This window comes from Parafrankia sp. EAN1pec (assembly GCF_000018005.1).
In the GTDB taxonomy this organism is placed as follows: Bacteria; Actinomycetota; Actinomycetes; order Frankiales; family Frankiaceae; genus Parafrankia; species Parafrankia soli.
On sequence record NC_009921.1, the window covers coordinates 6452891 to 6470306 of the forward strand.

16 protein-coding genes and 2 pseudogenes are annotated in these 17416 nt (G+C 67.8%); 10 read left to right on the forward strand and 8 right to left on the reverse strand.

Annotation, left to right across the window (positions count from 1 at the left end; all coding sequences use genetic code 11):
- Positions 1–778: 778 nt before the first annotated feature.
- Complete coding sequence (locus tag FRANEAN1_RS44050) at positions 779–913, reverse strand: hypothetical protein (RefSeq protein WP_347177297.1); 135 nt, start codon at positions 911–913, stop codon at positions 779–781.
- Between FRANEAN1_RS44050 and FRANEAN1_RS44055 the strand changes: the two are divergent.
- The 3 genes and pseudogenes from FRANEAN1_RS44055 to FRANEAN1_RS26385 all read left to right on the forward strand — a co-directional run.
- Positions 899–1021: pseudogene (locus FRANEAN1_RS44055) on the forward strand (MFS transporter); the annotation flags it as partial. The gene FRANEAN1_RS44050 and the pseudogene FRANEAN1_RS44055 sit on opposite strands and share 15 nt — an antisense overlap.
- A gap of 2 nt (positions 1022–1023) precedes the next feature.
- Positions 1024–1151: pseudogene (locus tag FRANEAN1_RS44060) on the forward strand (TolB-like translocation protein); the annotation flags it as partial.
- Positions 1152–1248: 97 nt separating this feature from the next.
- The gene (locus FRANEAN1_RS26385; RefSeq protein ID WP_041254827.1) at positions 1249–1503 is read left to right on the forward strand and encodes a hypothetical protein; all 255 of its coding nucleotides are present in this window, start codon (positions 1249–1251) and stop codon (positions 1501–1503) included.
- A 141-nt stretch (positions 1504–1644) separates the two neighbouring features.
- On the opposite strand, the gene acpP is transcribed toward FRANEAN1_RS26385, so the two are convergent.
- The 3 genes from acpP to FRANEAN1_RS37855 all read right to left on the reverse strand — a co-directional run bounded on the left by acpP (position 1645) and on the right by FRANEAN1_RS37855 (position 4506).
- Complete coding sequence (gene acpP, locus FRANEAN1_RS26390; RefSeq protein ID WP_020462818.1) at positions 1645–1881, reverse strand: acyl carrier protein; 237 nt, start codon at positions 1879–1881, stop codon at positions 1645–1647.
- Between the two features lie 829 nt (positions 1882–2710).
- Complete coding sequence (locus FRANEAN1_RS26395; RefSeq protein WP_198145371.1) at positions 2711–3436, reverse strand: class I SAM-dependent methyltransferase; 726 nt, start codon at positions 3434–3436, stop codon at positions 2711–2713.
- 284 nt (positions 3437–3720) lie between these two features.
- Positions 3721–4506, reverse strand: coding sequence for a sigma-70 family RNA polymerase sigma factor (locus FRANEAN1_RS37855; protein ID WP_063748357.1), 786 nt, complete (start codon positions 4504–4506; stop codon positions 3721–3723).
- A 329-nt stretch (positions 4507–4835) separates the two neighbouring features.
- Here FRANEAN1_RS37855 and FRANEAN1_RS37455 point away from each other — a divergent pair, with 329 nt between their 5' ends.
- Both FRANEAN1_RS37455 and FRANEAN1_RS26410 read left to right on the forward strand, forming a co-directional pair.
- Positions 4836–5411 (forward strand): hypothetical protein, encoded by a 576-nt coding sequence (locus FRANEAN1_RS37455; protein ID WP_198145372.1) that lies wholly within the window; start codon positions 4836–4838, stop codon positions 5409–5411.
- A 197-nt stretch (positions 5412–5608) separates the two neighbouring features.
- Positions 5609–6820 carry a hypothetical protein gene (locus tag FRANEAN1_RS26410; RefSeq protein WP_041254828.1) on the forward strand — a complete coding sequence of 404 codons (1212 nt, stop codon included), beginning with the start codon at positions 5609–5611 and terminating at the stop codon, positions 6818–6820.
- 356 nt (positions 6821–7176) lie between these two features.
- On the opposite strand, the gene FRANEAN1_RS41550 is transcribed toward FRANEAN1_RS26410, so the two are convergent.
- The 3 genes from FRANEAN1_RS41550 to FRANEAN1_RS26425 form a co-directional block, all read right to left on the reverse strand.
- On the reverse strand, positions 7177–8340 hold the full coding sequence (locus tag FRANEAN1_RS41550; protein WP_347176765.1) for a YciI family protein: 1164 nt from the start codon (positions 8338–8340) through the stop codon (positions 7177–7179).
- Between the two features lie 237 nt (positions 8341–8577).
- Positions 8578–9927: a helicase-associated domain-containing protein gene (locus FRANEAN1_RS26420; RefSeq protein ID WP_020462824.1), complete on the reverse strand. Its 1350-nt coding sequence runs from the start codon at positions 9925–9927 to the stop codon at positions 8578–8580.
- A gap of 268 nt (positions 9928–10195) precedes the next feature.
- Positions 10196–10714 (reverse strand): helix-turn-helix domain-containing protein, encoded by a 519-nt coding sequence (locus FRANEAN1_RS26425; protein ID WP_198145373.1) that lies wholly within the window; start codon positions 10712–10714, stop codon positions 10196–10198.
- A 439-nt stretch (positions 10715–11153) separates the two neighbouring features.
- Here FRANEAN1_RS26425 and FRANEAN1_RS26430 point away from each other — a divergent pair, with 439 nt between their 5' ends.
- On the forward strand, positions 11154–12119 hold the full coding sequence (locus FRANEAN1_RS26430; RefSeq protein WP_020462826.1) for an ERCC4 domain-containing protein: 966 nt from the start codon (positions 11154–11156) through the stop codon (positions 12117–12119).
- 23 nt (positions 12120–12142) lie between these two features.
- Entirely contained in the window at positions 12143–12328 is a 186-nt protein-coding gene (locus tag FRANEAN1_RS26435) for a hypothetical protein (protein WP_020462827.1), read from the forward strand.
- 245 nt (positions 12329–12573) lie between these two features.
- Here FRANEAN1_RS26435 and FRANEAN1_RS26440 read toward each other — a convergent pair whose 3' ends face one another.
- On the reverse strand, positions 12574–13005 hold the full coding sequence (locus FRANEAN1_RS26440) for a MarR family transcriptional regulator (protein ID WP_347176766.1): 432 nt from the start codon (positions 13003–13005) through the stop codon (positions 12574–12576).
- An 813-nt stretch (positions 13006–13818) separates the two neighbouring features.
- Between FRANEAN1_RS26440 and FRANEAN1_RS26450 the strand changes: the two genes are divergently transcribed.
- The 3 genes from FRANEAN1_RS26450 to FRANEAN1_RS26460 all read left to right on the forward strand — a co-directional run bounded on the left by FRANEAN1_RS26450 (position 13819) and on the right by FRANEAN1_RS26460 (position 17397).
- Positions 13819–14406 carry an isochorismatase family protein gene (locus FRANEAN1_RS26450; protein WP_041254831.1) on the forward strand — a complete coding sequence of 196 codons (588 nt, stop codon included), beginning with the start codon at positions 13819–13821 and terminating at the stop codon, positions 14404–14406.
- Between the two features lie 214 nt (positions 14407–14620).
- Positions 14621–16066 carry a CE1758 family FMN-dependent luciferase-like monooxygenase gene (locus FRANEAN1_RS26455; RefSeq protein WP_020462830.1) on the forward strand — a complete coding sequence of 482 codons (1446 nt, stop codon included), beginning with the start codon at positions 14621–14623 and terminating at the stop codon, positions 16064–16066.
- 59 nt (positions 16067–16125) lie between these two features.
- Entirely contained in the window at positions 16126–17397 is a 1272-nt protein-coding gene (locus FRANEAN1_RS26460; protein ID WP_198145374.1) for an ABC transporter permease, read from the forward strand.
- Positions 17398–17416: the final 19 nt, after the last annotated feature.

Consider the following 17416-nt stretch of genomic DNA (forward strand, 5'->3'; position numbering starts at 1 on the left):
CAGTCCGCGGTGCGTTGCAGCCACTGCCAGCGGACCTTGCCGAGCAGGTGGTCGCCGACGCGCGCAACGTCGTCCACGGACACCGTCGGGCCGTTGAACTGCAGGCTCAGGTTCGCAGGTTCAGGTTCGATTCCCGCCAGACTCCAGACAAGATCGCTTTCTGCTGGTCGGGCGCCTGCGATCGGATCTTGAGCGGGCGCCCGCCGGATTCCCGTCCGCAGCATTGCCTTCGACCATACGATCTGGAAAAATCGGATTCGGTCGTAGCATAGGGAAGGCTTGCCGTGGGTCTCGCACTAATCGGTTTCCTGTTCCTCATCGTCCTCGTAGCCCTCGTCCTGCACGGACGAGCGATCCGGCGGCTGCAGGCCATCCCGCAGGACATGCTGCGAGCGGGAGCCGATTCCACCTCGGTCGATTCGCATCAAGCTGCTCGGAACGCGACGGGCCAAGCCGCCTGGATGATACGTCCGCTTTAGGATCGCAACGACATTTGACTGTGTTCGCGTCGTTTGCATTAGCAGCGTTGGGCCTGGTGTTGGCGGCGTCGGCGCCAACACCAGGCCCAGACGAATGGGAGTGCGGGCGCGGGTGATCCTTTTCCTGTAGGGCGGCGGGACGACTCGACCACGCCATCGCCCTGCACGAACGCACCCTCACCGACGCAGAGCGCATCCTGGATCCGACACATCCTTGGCTGGCAACATTCCGCGCGAACCTCCGACCGAGCCCGTCGTACCGCCCAACCGCGCGGCTTCCTGCGCCGCCGTACATAGATTCAATCCACCACAAATTCTCGCCGGCTCCTTTCCACCCAGGCGACGGCAACGCCGACCACCTCACCAGCTGGATCGCCGCAGCCCGCGCCGTCGACCTTCCCCACCTGCACGCGATAGTGGTGCTCCTGCTGCACGGCGCCTTCTACGCCGCGACCGACGGGGTGCTCATGGCCGCCGCGGCGGTCTCGGTTCCGGTGCCCCTGCGCTCCAGTGGGTTGGCCCTGGTCCAGACCGGGCAGGCGTCGACATCAACTTCTGGGGCGTCACGTTCGCCGAAGATAATCACTTCTACGCCACGCTGGGCACTGGCGGCCGACGTATCTGGTCCGCGGGGACGTGCGGGCGAGGACGGTGACCACGGTGCGGGAGAACGCCGGGCGCACAAACCCACGCTGACCCGCACTGGACCCGACTAACAGCGATCTTGAGGGTCAAGTACAGCGCTTCTGCACGTGTTGACTTTCCGCGCATGGCCGATCTTCGTGAGGGTCTGGACCCCCTCTGGGGACTGTTGCTGACGAGCTGGAACCGCTCGATGGAAGCGGCACGCAAGGCCCCCAAGACGCGCAAGCTCTACCTCGACGCCACCACCGATACGGGTCAGGACCCCGGCGTACATCATCTCGGCGGCGGCCGGGCCGAACGGGCTGATGCCGGGCTGCAGCGGCAGAACCTTCGGCGCGAGCCGCTGGTGCGGTCCGAAGAACCTGCCTCAACAGCTTGACGGATTCCGCTGGCGTAGCGCTCGCGAACGCCGCGATTTCCACCCTCACTTCCGGCGCCGCCGGAGACTCGCTGGTCCCCTCCGTGACGATTTCCAGTAGCACCAACTCCGGTGGATCGCGTCGACAGCCCGACAGCGCGCCTACCGCCAGTGTGCGTTGATCCAGTCGATGGCGTCCTGCACGGTGTTGATCTCCTCGGCGTCCTCGTCGGATATACCGATGCCGAACTCCTCTTCCAGGGCCACGCCCAGCTCGACAAGGTCCAGGGAGTCCGCTCCCAGGTTCTCGACGAATGACGCGTTGTTCGTCACCTCCTCCGGCTTGACGTTCAGTTGCTCCACGACGACGCTCTTTACGCGCTCCTCGACGGTGGACACTCCGCGGCCTCCTGCTCCGACGTGCGTGGAAACGGACAGAACTTGCATGCTCTCTGATCGGTCAGCACCGCGAACTCCAATGTCCGCTCCTGGTGTGGTGATGTTTGCCACGTGGGGTCTGTCCCGTCTGGCGCCATCCAACGAAGGTTCGGTGCCCGCACTCGCAGGCTGTGCTCGACGGGACCCGCTCTTGTCGTAGCTGACCATCATGGTCCGATCACTCTGTCCCGAGTCCGAGATCTTCGGCTGACGCGCGGCCACACCCCTCAACCTCTATCCCATCTTCCTGGCGTTCGTGTTGCCGGCGTAACCGGCTCGGCGGATCTTCGCGTGGGCGGGTTCGATGGACACGGTCGGGCCGTTGACCTGCAGGTTCAGGTTCGCATTAGTGCTGGTTGGGTGCACTGGTCACCATGACCATCGGTGTGACCTGGGCATACAGCCCGCCAGCCCTCCTTCGCCGCCTAAATCAATGCGAACCTCCTCAGCGTAACCGCTTACATGCGGAGTGTAGCGACCACGGTTGTGGGTCCATACGGTCCGCTCTCGCGCCCATCCATCCGGCAGCCGGATCTCCAGGCTGCTTCATCGGAGGACGGCGGAGCCCGGAACAGCATCGTCGACCTGTCCATGTAGGGCATCACGATGGAGGGCGACGAAAGATCGTCGTAGCTGCCGACGTGCTCCCGCCGGGGGCGTGGGTAGACACGATGGTTACGGTCGCCAGAGTTCGAGCCTGATGTCACGGGTGCGCTCGGAGAACCGGCGGCCGGTAGCCGAGGTCTCGCGCAGAAGTCCGCGCAGGTCGCGCTCGAACGCCGCCCGCCGGTCACCAAACAGGTGGGGGGCCGTGCTGGACAGCGAGAACACCGAGGCGATCACCTCGTCGGCGCTGCGTTCGATGACGAGGCCGCCGGCCACGTTCAGCAGGGTGGGTCCCTAACCCCGCCGCCCGAAAGATGTCGTTCTCTCCTGAGGGGGTGCCCTGGGGCAGTACGCTTCGCCCCGCCCGCCGGTGCAGGCCGAGGTAGTCGCGGACGAGCGAGGCGATCACCTCCCGGGGCGGCCGGGGATGCGGCAGCACGTCGTCACCGGGAACGCCTTCGTGAGTAGTGGCGTGGACGAACACGCACCTGCCGTCCGGTGCCAGCATCGGGTGGACGGCGGCAGCGACCCTGGGACGGCCGAGCCAGTGGAACGACTGGGCGAAGCTGACAACGCGGAAGACTCCAAGCCCGCCTGGCAGGTCCTCGGCACGCATCCGCACCCAGGTCACGTTGTCCGTTCCCGCGCGCTGCGCCGCCGCACGGGCATAGGAGATCATGTCCGGATCGGGGTCGAGGCCCACGGCCGCTTCGAAGAGGCCGGCCACCAGCAAGGTCAGCGAGCCCGGTCCGCAGCCGACATCCAGCAGCCGCCCGACGGGAGCGTGCCCGAGCGCGGCGCGCAAGGTCTCGGCAAGCGCGGGCGGATAGGGCAGCCGCCCGGCGGCGTAGAACTCGGCGCTACCCCCGTAGAGGGTCTCGTCCCACTCGGACACGCTGACTGATACCACGGGCCCGCATCTCCTACTACGGGCCCCATCTCCTGACATCCGCTCCCAGCATGACCGTGCGCGTTCGATGCTCGCGGCCACTGAAGACCGCCACCTACGCCGCACCCGCACCCGCACCCGCACCCGCACCGATAATCACAGCTCCGTCCGAAGCTCCGTGTCTAGACGCGACGGTGGCCTACTCGCTGCCCCGCGGGTGAGCGACGGCGAGCACCAAGCCGTCACGGTCGACGACTCGAACCGCGTCGATGGCATCCGCTGGGATCGAACTCGCTCCGACGACATCAGCCTTCGTTGCCTGCGTCGACGACCAGCTGGACGCTCGTTCCGTCATGCCGTCGACGCTGGCGACCTCCAGTGCGAAGGGGCCGCTGCCAGGAAGGCTGTCGAACGCGACGGCCAGCGACATTCCCCATGGTTTCGTGATGAGCGTGGCGCGACCAGTGATCGCCGTGCCCGTCGCGGCGACGAAGGAGGTGGAGGGCCCACTCGGTGCGCTGGCAAAGGGACTGTTCACGACGAGACCGATTCCGGCGCACAGGACGAGCACAGCAGCGACCGCCGCGAGGCGCCGGGAGCGGGTTCGGCGAACCGACCGTCATCTCCTCGAAGGCGTCACGCAGCGCGCGGATCGCATAGTAGACACGGGACTTGACGGTGCCCTCTGGCAGTGCCAGGCGGGCTGCCGCCTCGCGTACCGACCTTCCCTCGTAGTACAGCTCTTGGACGACAGCCCGGTGCGCGAGCGAAATACGACCTAGCGCCTCCGCGACCACCCACTCCTCGATGGCCTGGCTCACGTCGTCGACGGCGGGGGCGGCCGCCACGACCTCGCCGCCGTCGTCGCCGAGTGACGGCCGTCGCCGCTCGGCCCGCCAGGCGTCGGTGATGACGTTTCTGGCGATCGTGAACAGGTACGAGCGAACTCCGTCGGGCCGGAGCGAGTCGCGATTGCGCCAAGCTCGCAACAGCGTCTCCTGCGCGATGTCCTCGGCGCGGTGGCGGTCGTCGACGTGTTTGCCGATGAACGACAACAGCACCCTGTGGTGGTCCCGGTACAGCCGGGCCATCACTTCATCCTCCGCGTCCGACGCCTCGCGGGACACCCTTCTTCGCATGACACCCCTGACTGACGACGCCCCTGACGGAGGACGGCTGTCGCTGCCTGTTCCGGGTGTACGACGGCCGACTCAATTCGGTTCAACCGTTCGCCGGAGTTGGCCCTCTCGCGGCCGTCAGCTCGCCTTGAGTGACGCTCGTCACCGTCGGCGCCGTTGAACCGGTTCGGGATGCGGGCTCGTAGAACCACGGGACGAATCAGCGCAAGCGCTGCCTGGCAGCGGACGCCCCGTCCGCGGTGCCGGCAGCCGAATCGGGAGACCGCATGAAGAAGATCGCGATGGTCCTGTCCCTTGGAGTGACAAGCCTCGTCCTCGTGGCCTGCGGCAGCAACGGGGAGTCGGGCGCCGCCGCGGGCAGCGCGACAACCGCGACGACGTCGTCGGCTCCGGCGCCATCGCCGACCAGTACCCCCGCCAGCGGCGGCGGGACCACCTCCGGACCGGCCGCCACGCTGGACGTCAGCACCAGCCAGTTCGGCACGATCCTGGTCGACGGCGGTGGTCGGACGCTCTACCTGTTCGAAGCCGACCGGGGCTCCGCCTCCGTCTGCTCGCAAGACTGCGCGACGGCATGGCCGCCCTACGTCGTGTCCCAGGTACCGGAAGCCGGTTCCGAGGTCACGGCGAGCGAGATCGGCACGACCACCCGAGTGGACGGCACGCTTCAGGTGACCTACCACGGCCATCCGCTGTACTACTTCGCCAAGGACACCACGGCTGGGGCCGTCATGGGGCAGGGAATCGACAAGTTCGGCGGCAAGTGGTTCGCCGTCGGACCTGACGGCAACCCGATCGAAGGCGGCTGGCCCACACCGCCGGGCGAAAATTCCGAATATTCCCGCGACGCCGAGTAGTTGTGTGACACGTCGAGCGCCCCGGACGGCGTCCGGGCGCTCGCAGCCGTCGACTCAATACTAGATCCCGTCCGACAGCCGGCGCGCGAGGTCAGGAACGATCCCGATAACCTAATTGACCTTGACAGCCCATTTACCGCCGTTTCGGAGACAGGCGGACGTTGAACCGGACCGGGACCGGGGTCGTATCAGGAGGCATGAGAGAACACCGCCGCACCGCCCGGGCGCTGCCGCCTCAGGCCGCCGCGCCACTCGGCTCGCCCGAGGGAGCCACCACCATGAAACGGCGTACCTACGCCAGGCGCAACGGGCTGCGTAAGCTGGTCGTCGGCAGCTCCGCGGCGCTGGTACTGGCGATTTCCGCGGGTGTCGCCCAGGCCGCCGAGGAGACACAGTTCTACAGCAACACAAGTCTCGGCTCTCCGAGCTACCCGGCCTACTACGGAGTAGGCGACACCGAGTTCGCCGACGACGTTCCGTTCAGCGGCAGCCATCTGATCAGCTCCTTCACCTTCGGCTACCAGTCGCCGGAGCCGGTGCATGCCACCTTCCGCTTCTATGGCGTGGATTCGGCCACCGGACTGCCGGGCGAGCAGGTGGCCCAGATCGAACGCGATTTCCCCGCCGTGAGCGAGGCCACCCCGACCGTCACGTTGAGCGAGGCGGAGCAGTTCTGGTGGACCGCCGGACCCAACCTGTATCCGGGCGAGTTCAACGGCAGCGTTCCCACCGGGGCCTGGTACAGCATCCAGTTCTCCGTCGCCGATGGAGGGTTTCCGGATGCGCGCTTCCGCCTCGCCAAGGGCACCAGTAGCACTGGGATGCTGAATGTCGAGACGGGTTCCTTCGTCACCCTCACCGACACGAACGGCTCCTCGCCGACATCCATGTACCTGCAGGTGCGCGACGTCGGGAGCACCGGCGAGGTACAGCCGGCGTTGATCAATCTGATTGCCTCTCCGGCGACGGTCAAGGCTGGTAACAGCCTCGGCAACACGGCCAAGCTGCTTCCGGTCCTGAGCAGCGACGCGCTGGCAGACGGAACGACGGTCACTCTCAGCTCCAGCAACCCGAGAGTCGCGAGCGTCCCGTCGCAAACCGTCATTCCGGCCGGGGCCTCCAACGTCACGGTCAATGTCACGACCGCGAGGCGGGTCCGCACCACGGAGACCGTCACCTTCACCGCGACGGCCAACGGCACAAGCGTCAGCACTCAGCTGACGGTCACGCCGTCGCCACCGTACGGCCCCGAGCGGCCATGCCGGGCGAAACCCGGCATGGCCGCCGGGACGTTGACGAGGCCCTCGGTCCTGGTCATGAGGGGGGCGTCGGCGTTGCCGCGGTCGTCGTACCAGCTACCGACCGGGTCGGCGGCGCGGATGCGGGTGATGGTGCCGTTGACGACGTAGACGAAGCCTTTGACCCGGGTCCGGCGGGCCGGGGCAATGGGCCACTCCTGTAAACGATCATTTAACGGACCATGAGTTCCGGACGTCCACGATCCGGGGCGCGCGAAAGCGCATCATCGCGCCCCAGAACGGCCGGGCGCCGCCGGCAGCAGCGGCCCCGGTGTCCGATCTTCTGTGCCCCTCCTTACCGATACCTACAGCCAAGTACTTGGCTTAGCTTTCCTCTATGGCACCGACGCATGATCCCCAGCTTCTCAAGGGCGTCCTGTCGTTGCTGGCAGCAACGAGCGTGTACGCCTCGTTGCCTGCGGCCGATGCTTGTGCGGGAACCTCTGACGGCGGATCGGTGTCCGCTGTCAGGAGGTCCTGCGTCCCGCGGGCGGCTGAGGGTGGCTTCCTGGGGGCGTGGCGCGGTATCCCTCGGCGGCCAGAAACGCCCGGGCCCGGCCGAGCGCGCGTTCATCCCGGAAGACGTACCAGCGTCGCAGGTAGCCTTCGGGTGCGTCATCGAGAATGTCCCGGAAACGCCGGAAAGCGCCACGGCCATCGAGGGCATGCCGCAACCGGTCTTTCCACCGGCCGTCGCGCACCGTCTCGGTGAAATCGAGCATGTCACGGTAGCCCTCGCCGCTGTCCGGCCGGTAGGACAGCCACCGGTCCGGGTCGAACTCCTCGTTGTCCTCGTCGAGTTCGGCGGGAACGTCGGCGAACTCGAAGACACCCGGTGGCCAGACCACGCCGGTGGACAGGTCGACGACACCGCTGCCCTGGCGGGGGTCACCGTCGAGGAACCCGGCCAGTTCTTCCAGATCCACGGCAACGGGCTGCAACGGCCGTGATCGCGACCCAGGCCGGGCACCGCCCGTCTCTCCCAGCGCAGCCGACAACTCGCCGACGAGGATGTCGTCACCCGGCCAGCAGCGTTCCTGTAGCTCCGCCACGCACCGTCGGGCCTGCGCCGCCAGACCGGGCTCGCCGGCGGCCAGACCGTCCAGCAGCGCCTGCCCGACGTGCTGGAGCACCGTCGAGATCGGCCGGTCGGCGAGCGCCCCGGCCAGGTCCACACCGGCCGCCCGAAGCTGTCGAAGGGCATCGCTGTCCCAGCCGGCATCTGCAACCACCGGCTCCGGCGCGAGCAACGCCGTCAGATCTTCGTGAACCCGTTGCGGATCGACGGTAAGGATCTCCCAGTCGGCCACACCCGACCGCACCAAGGGATCCTGCCCCGCGACGGTCTCGAGGTCGCCACGCCCACCGACTGCCAGAACAACCTCACCGGCATCGGGCGGGATCTGCCCAGACGCCAGAAACATGCCGTCCGCATAGCACCGGTCCAGATATGCGACATGATCATCCCGTAGGGCAGGTGCCCGGCCGACACCCGCCCGGTAGCGCAAGATCAGAACGTGGAACACACTCCCATCGTGCACCCCACCCGGCACCCGGGACCCACCCGACCGCACCCGCGACTGCCACGAGCAGCGACCACCATCCCGATCCAACGCCGCGATCGGGGACACCTACGGGGGGTGGCATGAGCGACGGGAAGATATCAACATCGGCCACGCTCCGGCGGAGCCATACGTGGTCCGCCAGCTTCTGGATGGTGGTCGGCGAGACACCGCGCCTGGCGCGGTCTCAGCGGCGGGTGAACAGCTCCCGCGAAGCCTCTCCGTCTCGATTCATCATGTCCGGTATACAGGAAAGTGCTGTACCCGGGCATCCGATGCCGGTCGTGCCGCGGAATCTCGACGGTGCTACGCCCCTGGCGAGGAAGGTATGGCGTATCCCAGCTTCCGCAGGGCTGCGCGGAAATCGGCCTCGTGCTGCAAGGGTACAGCGATGTGACGATCGCCTACCAGGGTGCAGAGTCGGCGGAGTTTGCGGTCGTTAGCGATGAGGGCGGCCACCGCCGGGTCGACACATTCGATCACTCGCGCCAACCCGAGATCCCGTAGTTGGCCGGCGCGGGCGGTGACGTCCTCGAAGAGCTTGGCAACGGTGGCCGGTAGCTCATGGTCCGCGCGGTCGGTCAGGAACCGCCGCAGCTCCTCGACTGGTCTACCCGCGTCGATCGCGGCCATCAACGACTTGATGGTCAGGGACCAGATGCGATCGGAGGCGCGCTGCCCGTAAACGCTCAGGAGGAGTTCGTCGGCCGGTTGGACCTCACCGGTGATGACGATGTCCAGGTTCGGCAGGATCTTGAGCGCTGGACCGGCTGCGGTGCTGTCCCCCTCGGGCTCGTACCGGTCAGCCAGGCCGAACGCATAGGCGCCGAGGGCGTTCATCCGCACGGCACGCAAACCGTCGTACCGGCTGAGGAAGTCCAGGTCGTCAGCGCCCCAGTTCTCGCGGAAATCGTCACGGGCGTCAACTGGATCGCCGTAGGTGAGATCAAAGAGGCCAAGCGTGCCCGCGTACTCGAACAGCAGACACAGCAGATACCGGCCCTCCAGCAGCGGCCAGTCGTGGAACCCGTCATATCCCAGGCTGCCGTACTGCGGATCTTCGATGTACAGCTTCCAGACGTCACGTGCGACGGTGAACGGCGGTCCTCCACGCCGTATCCGGGTGAAAAGCATGTCCACCGCCACCCACTCGCCTGGCGGGCAGGCCGCGAGCGCCTCGGCAACGGCCTTGCGCCGGGGACCTGCCGCGGTCAGCGCCCGGGCGGACCGCTGACCCTTGATCGTCTCGATCCGGCTCATCTCGTCGAGGACCGCATGGCCGACCCAGCGCCTCCACAGCTGCCGGATGGTCTCCGCCGCCGGTTTGGCCAGCACCGACCGGCCCCGCGCTGTCAGCACCAGACGTCCCCCGCTAACCTCTGCCAGCCCACCGGCCTGCAGCAACAGCGGCCAGGCGAACGCCGCGATCGGCTCGGTGAGATAGAAATCGCCACGGAGCAACACTCCGGCGACCGCCGTGACGGTGGCCGCACCCGGCCGCTGTGTCTTCTCACTGCACCGCAGCTTGCCGGTCGCACACAGCTGCAGGACTGCGAGCGCGTTGACTTGGGCCTCCCACGCCGTCAAGCGAACGGTCAGCCCGTCCGCCCCGGATGACCCGTCTGTTGCTCCGTCCACATCCTGCGCCACGGTCATGCCCACTGACCCTACGACCCACCCTCGCCGCAGGTGAGGTCGCGCCTACTTTCAGATCCCACATCAGCGGAAGTGTCGCCGCCCACCGGCAGCGCCGGTATCGGCGTGGCGGAGTCCGGCGAGCCGGCCGGATCGGTGGATCTCATGCGGCCGGGTCGAGACGCTCGCCGCCCACTCCCCGCCTATGACCCATAGGTTTCCGGCGACGGTGAACGACCGGCATGCGGCAGACGAGCGCGTGTCGGCGTACGGACGGGCGAGGTGGTTGTCACGCTCTGCCGACGACGAGGTAGTCGAAGGCGGGTGGCGGGCCGACCGTGCGTTCCAGGGTTTCGATGACCTTCCGGGGGTTGTCATATGGGCCCGACTGGTAGAACGGCTTGCCGCCTCGGCCGAAGGTGATGGCTGGGGGCCCTTCCCATGCGCCGAGCTGGCCGGCGGCCTGGGCGAAGTCGGCGTGGGGTTCGAAACCGAGGCCCCGGGCGTATCCCACCGCACCGAAGACGATGTCCGCGGCGAGGTCGATCGGCACCTCCTGCCATCCAGCGGGGTAGGCAGCGTAGTACTCGGGCAGGAACTGGGACAGTTCGACGTCGGTCTTGATGTCAGGGCCGAAGGCGTTCTTCACGCCCAGGCAATAAACGTCCACCAGGTACCCGCACACCGACGCCCTGTCCCAGCGATGCTTGCGGGCCACCAGCACGCTCACCAGGCCGCCGGTGCTCTCCTCATCGTCCTCGGGGGAGAGTGCCTCGGCGGCCCAGCCACGGGACGGGTCGACCGCCACACCCCGGCTCCAGCCAACACTGACCCAACAGCCGACGACCGGCGGTAGCCCAGCTGTCGCCCGGGCCTGCGCTGCCGCGGCCCGCACGAGAGGGGCGACCCGCGAGGGCGCAACGCCCAAGGCACGAGCTATCTGCTTCGGCGACTTCCCCTCGCCGCGTAGCTGGGACACCTGATCACGTAGCTCTGCATCGTCCACGATCAAGAAATCATAGCGGCGCAGCTCGTACCCCAGGCCATCTACCTGTCATCACGACTACCGCGGCCGGCGGGCGAACGACCACCGCGCGACCGGAACGGACGTTTCGAGCCGATCAGGGCTCCTTGTCGCAGTTCACTGGCCGTGCTCGGTTGAGGCTGACTCAGCCCGGTAGTAAGGGCACGGTCGGGCCGACAGGATGGTCCGCCCGTGCCTCGACGTACGGAGGAAGACTGGCCGCATGGAGTTGCTGATCGCCCACAACCCGGATCCGGATTCCCGGCTGCCGTACCTGCTGCGTCTCCCACTGGCGGACGGGTTGGTGTTCAGTGCCGCCGGGACCTGGCCTCGGACCACAGCGCTGTACTGCCACCCGCTGTCAGGCGCCGACTGGCCGGAAGCCGCGGAGCTCGTTGAGCGGGTGCCGTTGCGGTCCTGTGTCCGTCGTGGCGCGGCCATCGATCTGATCGCCGACCGGAGCCGGGAGAACCGCTCCCAACTGGTGTTCACCACCGCGCGGGGGCGCGACGCGGTGTTCTGGCAGTCCCCGAGGACCCGCAGGCAGGCCCGGCCGAAGGTCCGCACCCCCACCGCCCGCGCCGGCGGCGTCACCGAACTGGAGATCGTGGTCGACTCCCACGAGAAGTACCCGTACCGGTTCGCCACCCAGCAGGTCCGCACAGTGCGCCGCGCCCTGCCCGCGGGCGACTACGGCCTGATCATCGACGGGCGGCTGGCCGCCGCGGTGGAACGCAAGTCGCTGTCGGATCTGGTCACCAGCCTCACCACCGGCAGGCTGCGCTACGCCCTGGCGGACCTCGCCGCCCTGCCGAGGGCCGCCGTCGTCGTCGAGGACCGCTACTCCCAGCTGTTCGCCCTCGACAGGGTGCGGCCCGCCCTGGTCGCCGACGGCCTCGCCGAACTGCAGGTCCGCTGGCCAGGCGTGCCGATCGTGTTCTGCGAGACCCGCTCTCTGGCGGAGGAATGGACCTACCGCTACCTCGCCGCCACCCACCTCTGGGCCGCCGCCGAACAGGCGGCGCTCACTCGCATCGGTCCGCTCGGAGGCGACCTCGATCACGCACCTGCGGCCCCTGAACCGACCACCGCCCAGGTCCGTGCCTGGGCCCGCGCGCACGGCATCACCGTCCCCGACCGAGGACGGCTACGACCCGATGTCTGGGACGCCTGGCGCGCTGCCCACTGACCGCGGCCGACCCTCATCAACACATGCGTTCGCATCTCGGCGACGGAACCACGACCACGGGGGCAGGCCTCGACATCGGCACCTTCACCGGCCCCGCCGGCACCTTCCAGCAGGTCACCGAACCGACCAAGCCCGCCCGCGACCTGTTCGCGGCCCTGCACATCGACCCGCCGCACACGATCCACCGGCTCAGCGCGCCGAAACCCTGACCGGACCCGCCCCGAACCCCGCAGGAGCCTAGAGAAACGGCCCGCAGCGGCACATCGGCATGTCCACCCAGCTCACAGCCATGATCGCTGCTCTAGCCGGACCGGGTTACACGGAACCCAGGGCCATCCCTGCGGAGGAATCCGCGCCCTTCCTCGACCGCTGGCGCTACAACGCCGCGGCCATGGCCCGCTGCCCGGCTTCCTGCAAAAACTCGCCGCTCGGATCCGGGTAAGACAACGGCTTCTCAGGTCGCCGATTTGGCGTCAGGTCGTGGAGGGGCGGTTGGCGGTGTCGGCGGGTCGTTGGCGGGCGGTGGGGTCGTGAGGTTTGTTTCGATCCGGGTCAGTACGCGCATGGCCTGGCGGTACTCCGCTTCGGTGAAGCCGGCTGCGGTGACCTGTTCCAGCTCGCTCCATGCCTGCCTGACCTGGCCACGCAGGGCCTGGCCCGCGCGGGTGGCGCTCACCACGACGGCCCGGCGGTCATGGGGGGACGGTTTGCGGGTGACGAAGCCGGACTGCTCCAGGCGCTGCAGCATCTTGGTGACGGTCGACGGATCCAGGCCGAGCGTTTTGATCAGATCCGCTTGGCGCTGCTCGCCGCGTTCCCACAGCTGCATCATCAGCAGTTCCTGGCCCGGATACAGGCCGGTGTCGCGCAGCAGAGTGCCGGCCATGATCCGGTGCACACGGGCAGCACGGAAGAGAGCCTCGCTCATCGGAGCGTCGGCGACGGTCGGTACCGCTTCATCTCTCCCCTCCGCTCTCCCCTCCACCGAAACAGATTCCCGTGGCATGGCTGTCGATCCTCCTCACGGACAGGTCACGTCCCTGGCGGTCCGGCCAGGAAATCATCTCACTCATTGGTCGGCTAATGGAATACTCTTGGCTTGAGCGCCAGCGACTGCGGATCGCCCGCAAGGACGCGGAAGAGACGCAGCTCGGCGCGCTGCGCCGCAGCGGCACGGACTCGGCTCACGACGGAAGGTGAGCGCTTCGTCTGCCACTGCGTCCGCCGGCGATGCCGGCAAAGGCCGCCGCCAGCATCGACCTGCTATCGGGCGGCCGTGCGGCACGGGCCGGCCGTGACCCAGGCACGCTCCGCAAGGTCTACAAACCTCAACGGTCTGCCCCAGGGAGCGCTTCGGCCTGCTGACATGCCCAACGGCCCGCTTATGTGGCTGCGGCGCATCGAGCAACGCGCCGTTCGGGCTCGCCTTGGCAGCGCCACCAGCAGCATCTCGAGGGCATGGGCGACGGATAGGAGCCGCCGGGCCGCCCCCCGCCGGGCGCCGCCGACCCCCGCCGGGCGAGGGGGTGTGGGGGGTGGTTGGGTCGGGGCCTGGCTGTCGTGCCGCTGGGGAATAGATCCGGGGTGAGGTGCGCTGACCGTGAAGATTGGCCGACAAAGTAATGTCGTTCATCGGGATCCCCGGCCGATCCGCACCACAACCAGCACAGCTGTCCCCACACCCCGGAAGAGGCCCCTCATGACCGCACAGCCCTTCACCGCCGACAACACCGCCATGCTCCTCATCGACCACCAGGTCGGCACCATGGGATGGGTCGGCTCCATCTCCTTCGGCGAGATGAAGGCCAACGCCCTCGCCCTCGCCAAGGCCGCCAAGGCCCTGGACATCCCCCTGGTCCTCACTTCCTCCATGGAGGAGTATGCCCAGGGACCCCTGCTCGCCGAACTCGCGGACATCGCGCCCGAGGAGTTCGCCGCCCGCATCCAGCGCCATGGCGTCGTCAACGCCTTCGACGACGAGCACTTCGCCGCCGCCGTCAAGGCCACCGGCCGCAACAACCTGATCATCGCCGGCGTCACCAACGATGTCTGCACCGTCTTCCCCACCCTCACCGCCCTCGCCCAGGGCCACCGGGTCCAGGTCGTCGCCGACGCCGGCGGCTCCCCTGCCAAGATCGCCGACGACACCGCCATCCACCGCATGGACAAGGCCGGCGCCACCATCACCTCCACCAACCAGCTCCTCGCCGAACTCGCCGAGAACTGGACCACCGACCGCGGCAGCAAGATCATCTCTATCCTCATGGAACTCCTCCCCCAGAACTAACCCACAGCGCAGGATCAAGGACCCGTCCTGACCAGGGATTTTGCGATCGAAGAGGTGCGGGGTGAGCCCGGCCCACCCCGCACCCCGCACCCCGAGGGTCCACCCAGGGATTCGACGCGGCTCCGCCGTCCCACACAGCCGCGTGGGACGGCACCTCACGAGCTCGCACACGACCCAGCTCCCCACAGCCTTTGTCTCTTGCCCGGGAGGCGCAGTGCAGTTCGGCGTTTTCAGCATCGGTGATGTCAAGGCCGACCCCACCACGGGCCGGACACCGACCGAGCACGAGCGGATCAAGTCGATGGTCGCGACCGCGGTCAAGGCCGAAGAGGTCGGCTTCGATGTCTTCGCGACCGGCGAGCACCACAACCAGCCGTTCGTCTCCTCCTCGCCGACCACCCTGCTCAGCCACATCGCCGCGCGGACCGGCCGGATCGTCCTGTCGACGTCGACCACGCTGATCACCACCAACGACCCAGTGAAGATCGCCGAGGACTACGCGGTGCTCCAGCATCTCGCCGACGGACGCGTGGACCTTATGATGGGCCGCGGCAACACCGGTCCGGTTTACCCCTGGTTCGGCAAGGATGTCCGCCAGGGCATCCCGCTCGCCATCGAGAACTACGCGCTGCTGCACCAGCTGTGGCACGAGGAGGTCGTCGACTGGCAGGGCCGCTTCCGCACCCCCCTCCGGGGGTTCACCTCAACGCCGCGGCCGCTGGACGGCATCCCGCCGTTCGTCTGGCACGGCTCCGTCCGCAGCCCCGAGATCGCCGAACAGGCCGCCTACTACGGCGACGGTTTCTTCGCGAACAACCTCTTCGGGCCCAAGGAGCACTTCCAGAAGCTGATCAATCTCTACCGCGAGCGCTACGCCCACTACGGTCACGGCACCGAGGAACAGGCCATCGTCGGGCTCGGTGGCCACGTCTTCCTGCGCAGGAACTCCCAGGACGCGGTACGCGAGTACCGCCCCTACTTCGACAACTCCCCCGTCTACGGCCACGGCCCGTCGATGGAGCGGTGCATGGAGCAGACCTCGCTCACCGTCGGCAGCCCGCAGGAAGTCATCGACAAGACGCTGACCTTCCGCGACCACTTCGGCGACTACCAGCGCCAGCTGTTCAACATCGATATGGCCGGCCTGCCACTGAAGACCGTCCTCGAACAGCGCGACCTGGCCGTCGACATCGCCAACAACCTGGTCACCGGCTTCCCCTCGGCTGCCCTGGCGGAAGCCGTGGAGGCGGTCACCTCGACGGACGGTCTGATCGCCGTCACCCCGGTCTTCTCGGCCTCGTACAGTGGGCTCTTCAAGTCGTTCTTCGACGTCATCGATAATGACGCCCTCACCGGAAAGGCCGTGCTGGCTGCGGCGACCGGCGGGACGGCACGACACTCGCTCACCCTGGAGCACGCGCTGCGTCCGCTCTTCGCCTACCTTCGCGCGCTTGTCGTGCCCACCGCGGTGTACGCGGCCTCCGAGGACTGGGGCGGCAGCGGCGATCCCCTTACCGACACGCTGCCCAACCGGATCGTGCGTGCGGCCGGCGAACTCGCCGGGCTCATGCGCCAACGCGCGGGCGATGCCGCCCGAACCACCAACGACACCGCCGTCGTACCGTTCGAACAGCAATTGGACGCACTGCGACCCGCGTGAAGCCGCCGCCCTGCGCATCCCGGGCCACTCCCGTCATTCGCGTCGAGCAAGGCACGCAGTTGGTCGATCCGCTCGCCAGTGAGGTTGGCGAAGGCGTCGCGTTCGACCTCGCGATGGCGCCTTCGACGGTGCTGACCCTCGCGTTCGAGATCGTTCAGGGCGACGACGACCGCGCTGGCCTCGGCAGCCAGGGTGTCGATGAGCGTCTGTTCGCGTGTGGCACCTTCCCACGCCAACTATCAGTTGACTTCTCCTCTAGGAACCTGCCTTCGATGTCCCAGCGAGTCCCCACCCGACAGCCCCACGACCACATCCTGGACGTGGCCCATCCGCCTCCCCGCCCTGGAACCTCGCGGGCCGTCTTGCTTCCGGTAGCGATCGTCCTGCTGATCGGCACCGTGTTCGTCAGTGTCTATCTCGCTGCCTTCCACGCGCCGCGCCCCCATCAGCTCCGCGTGGGCACAACGATGATCGGCACGCATCAGGTGGACCTGCGCCGGGATCTCGCGCGCGCCATCCCCGGCGGCTTCACGCTCGAGACCTACCCCGACGAATCCACCGCCCGGCAGGCCGTCCAGCACAGGTTCGTGTACGCGGCCTACCTCGGCGGGGGGAGGTTGCTCTACGGCAGCGCCAATGGAGCCGCCGTCACCGCAACTATGACCACTGCTTTCGGTTCCGTGGCCCGCGCGGAGCACGATCACCTTTCTGTCGAGGACGTTGCCCCGGCAGCAGCGGGGGACACTCGGGGGCTGTCCGTCTTCTACACAGCCTTCGGCCTGGTGCTCGCCGGCTACCTTTTCGGCATGACGACCTACCAGGTCGCACCCCGGCTCCAGTACCGCTGGCGTATGGCCAGCCTGGCCTTGTTCGGAGTTGTCGGCGGCGTCCTCGTCGCCGCCATCGCCGGGAGCGCGGGCTTCGGTGCGCTACCCGGCCCCTTCCTGCCCCTCGCCATCATCGTCGCGCTGATGGGCGCCGCGGTCGGCGCCACGACCATGGTGCTGCTGCGGCTGTTCGGCTCCGCAGGCGTCAGTCTCGCCTCGATACTCCTGCTGATCCTTGGCAACGCCAGCAGCGGCGGGATCATGCCACCGGCTTACCTTCCTGCTTGGCTACGCCCGCTGTCTGAGATCCTGCCCGTCGGGGTGGGCGTCCGCGCAATGCAGGGGCTGTCCCGGTTCCAGAACGACGGTTTGTCCCGCGCCCTGGTGATCCTCCCGCTGTGGGTGCTCGGCGCCGCCGTGGTGCTCCACCTGAAGGACGTGTTCCGGCGCGATGATCCGAGTGGCGCGCGAGACAAGGACGAATCTCAGCCTGCGGTGGGCTGACGTCGGTATCCCGCCAGGT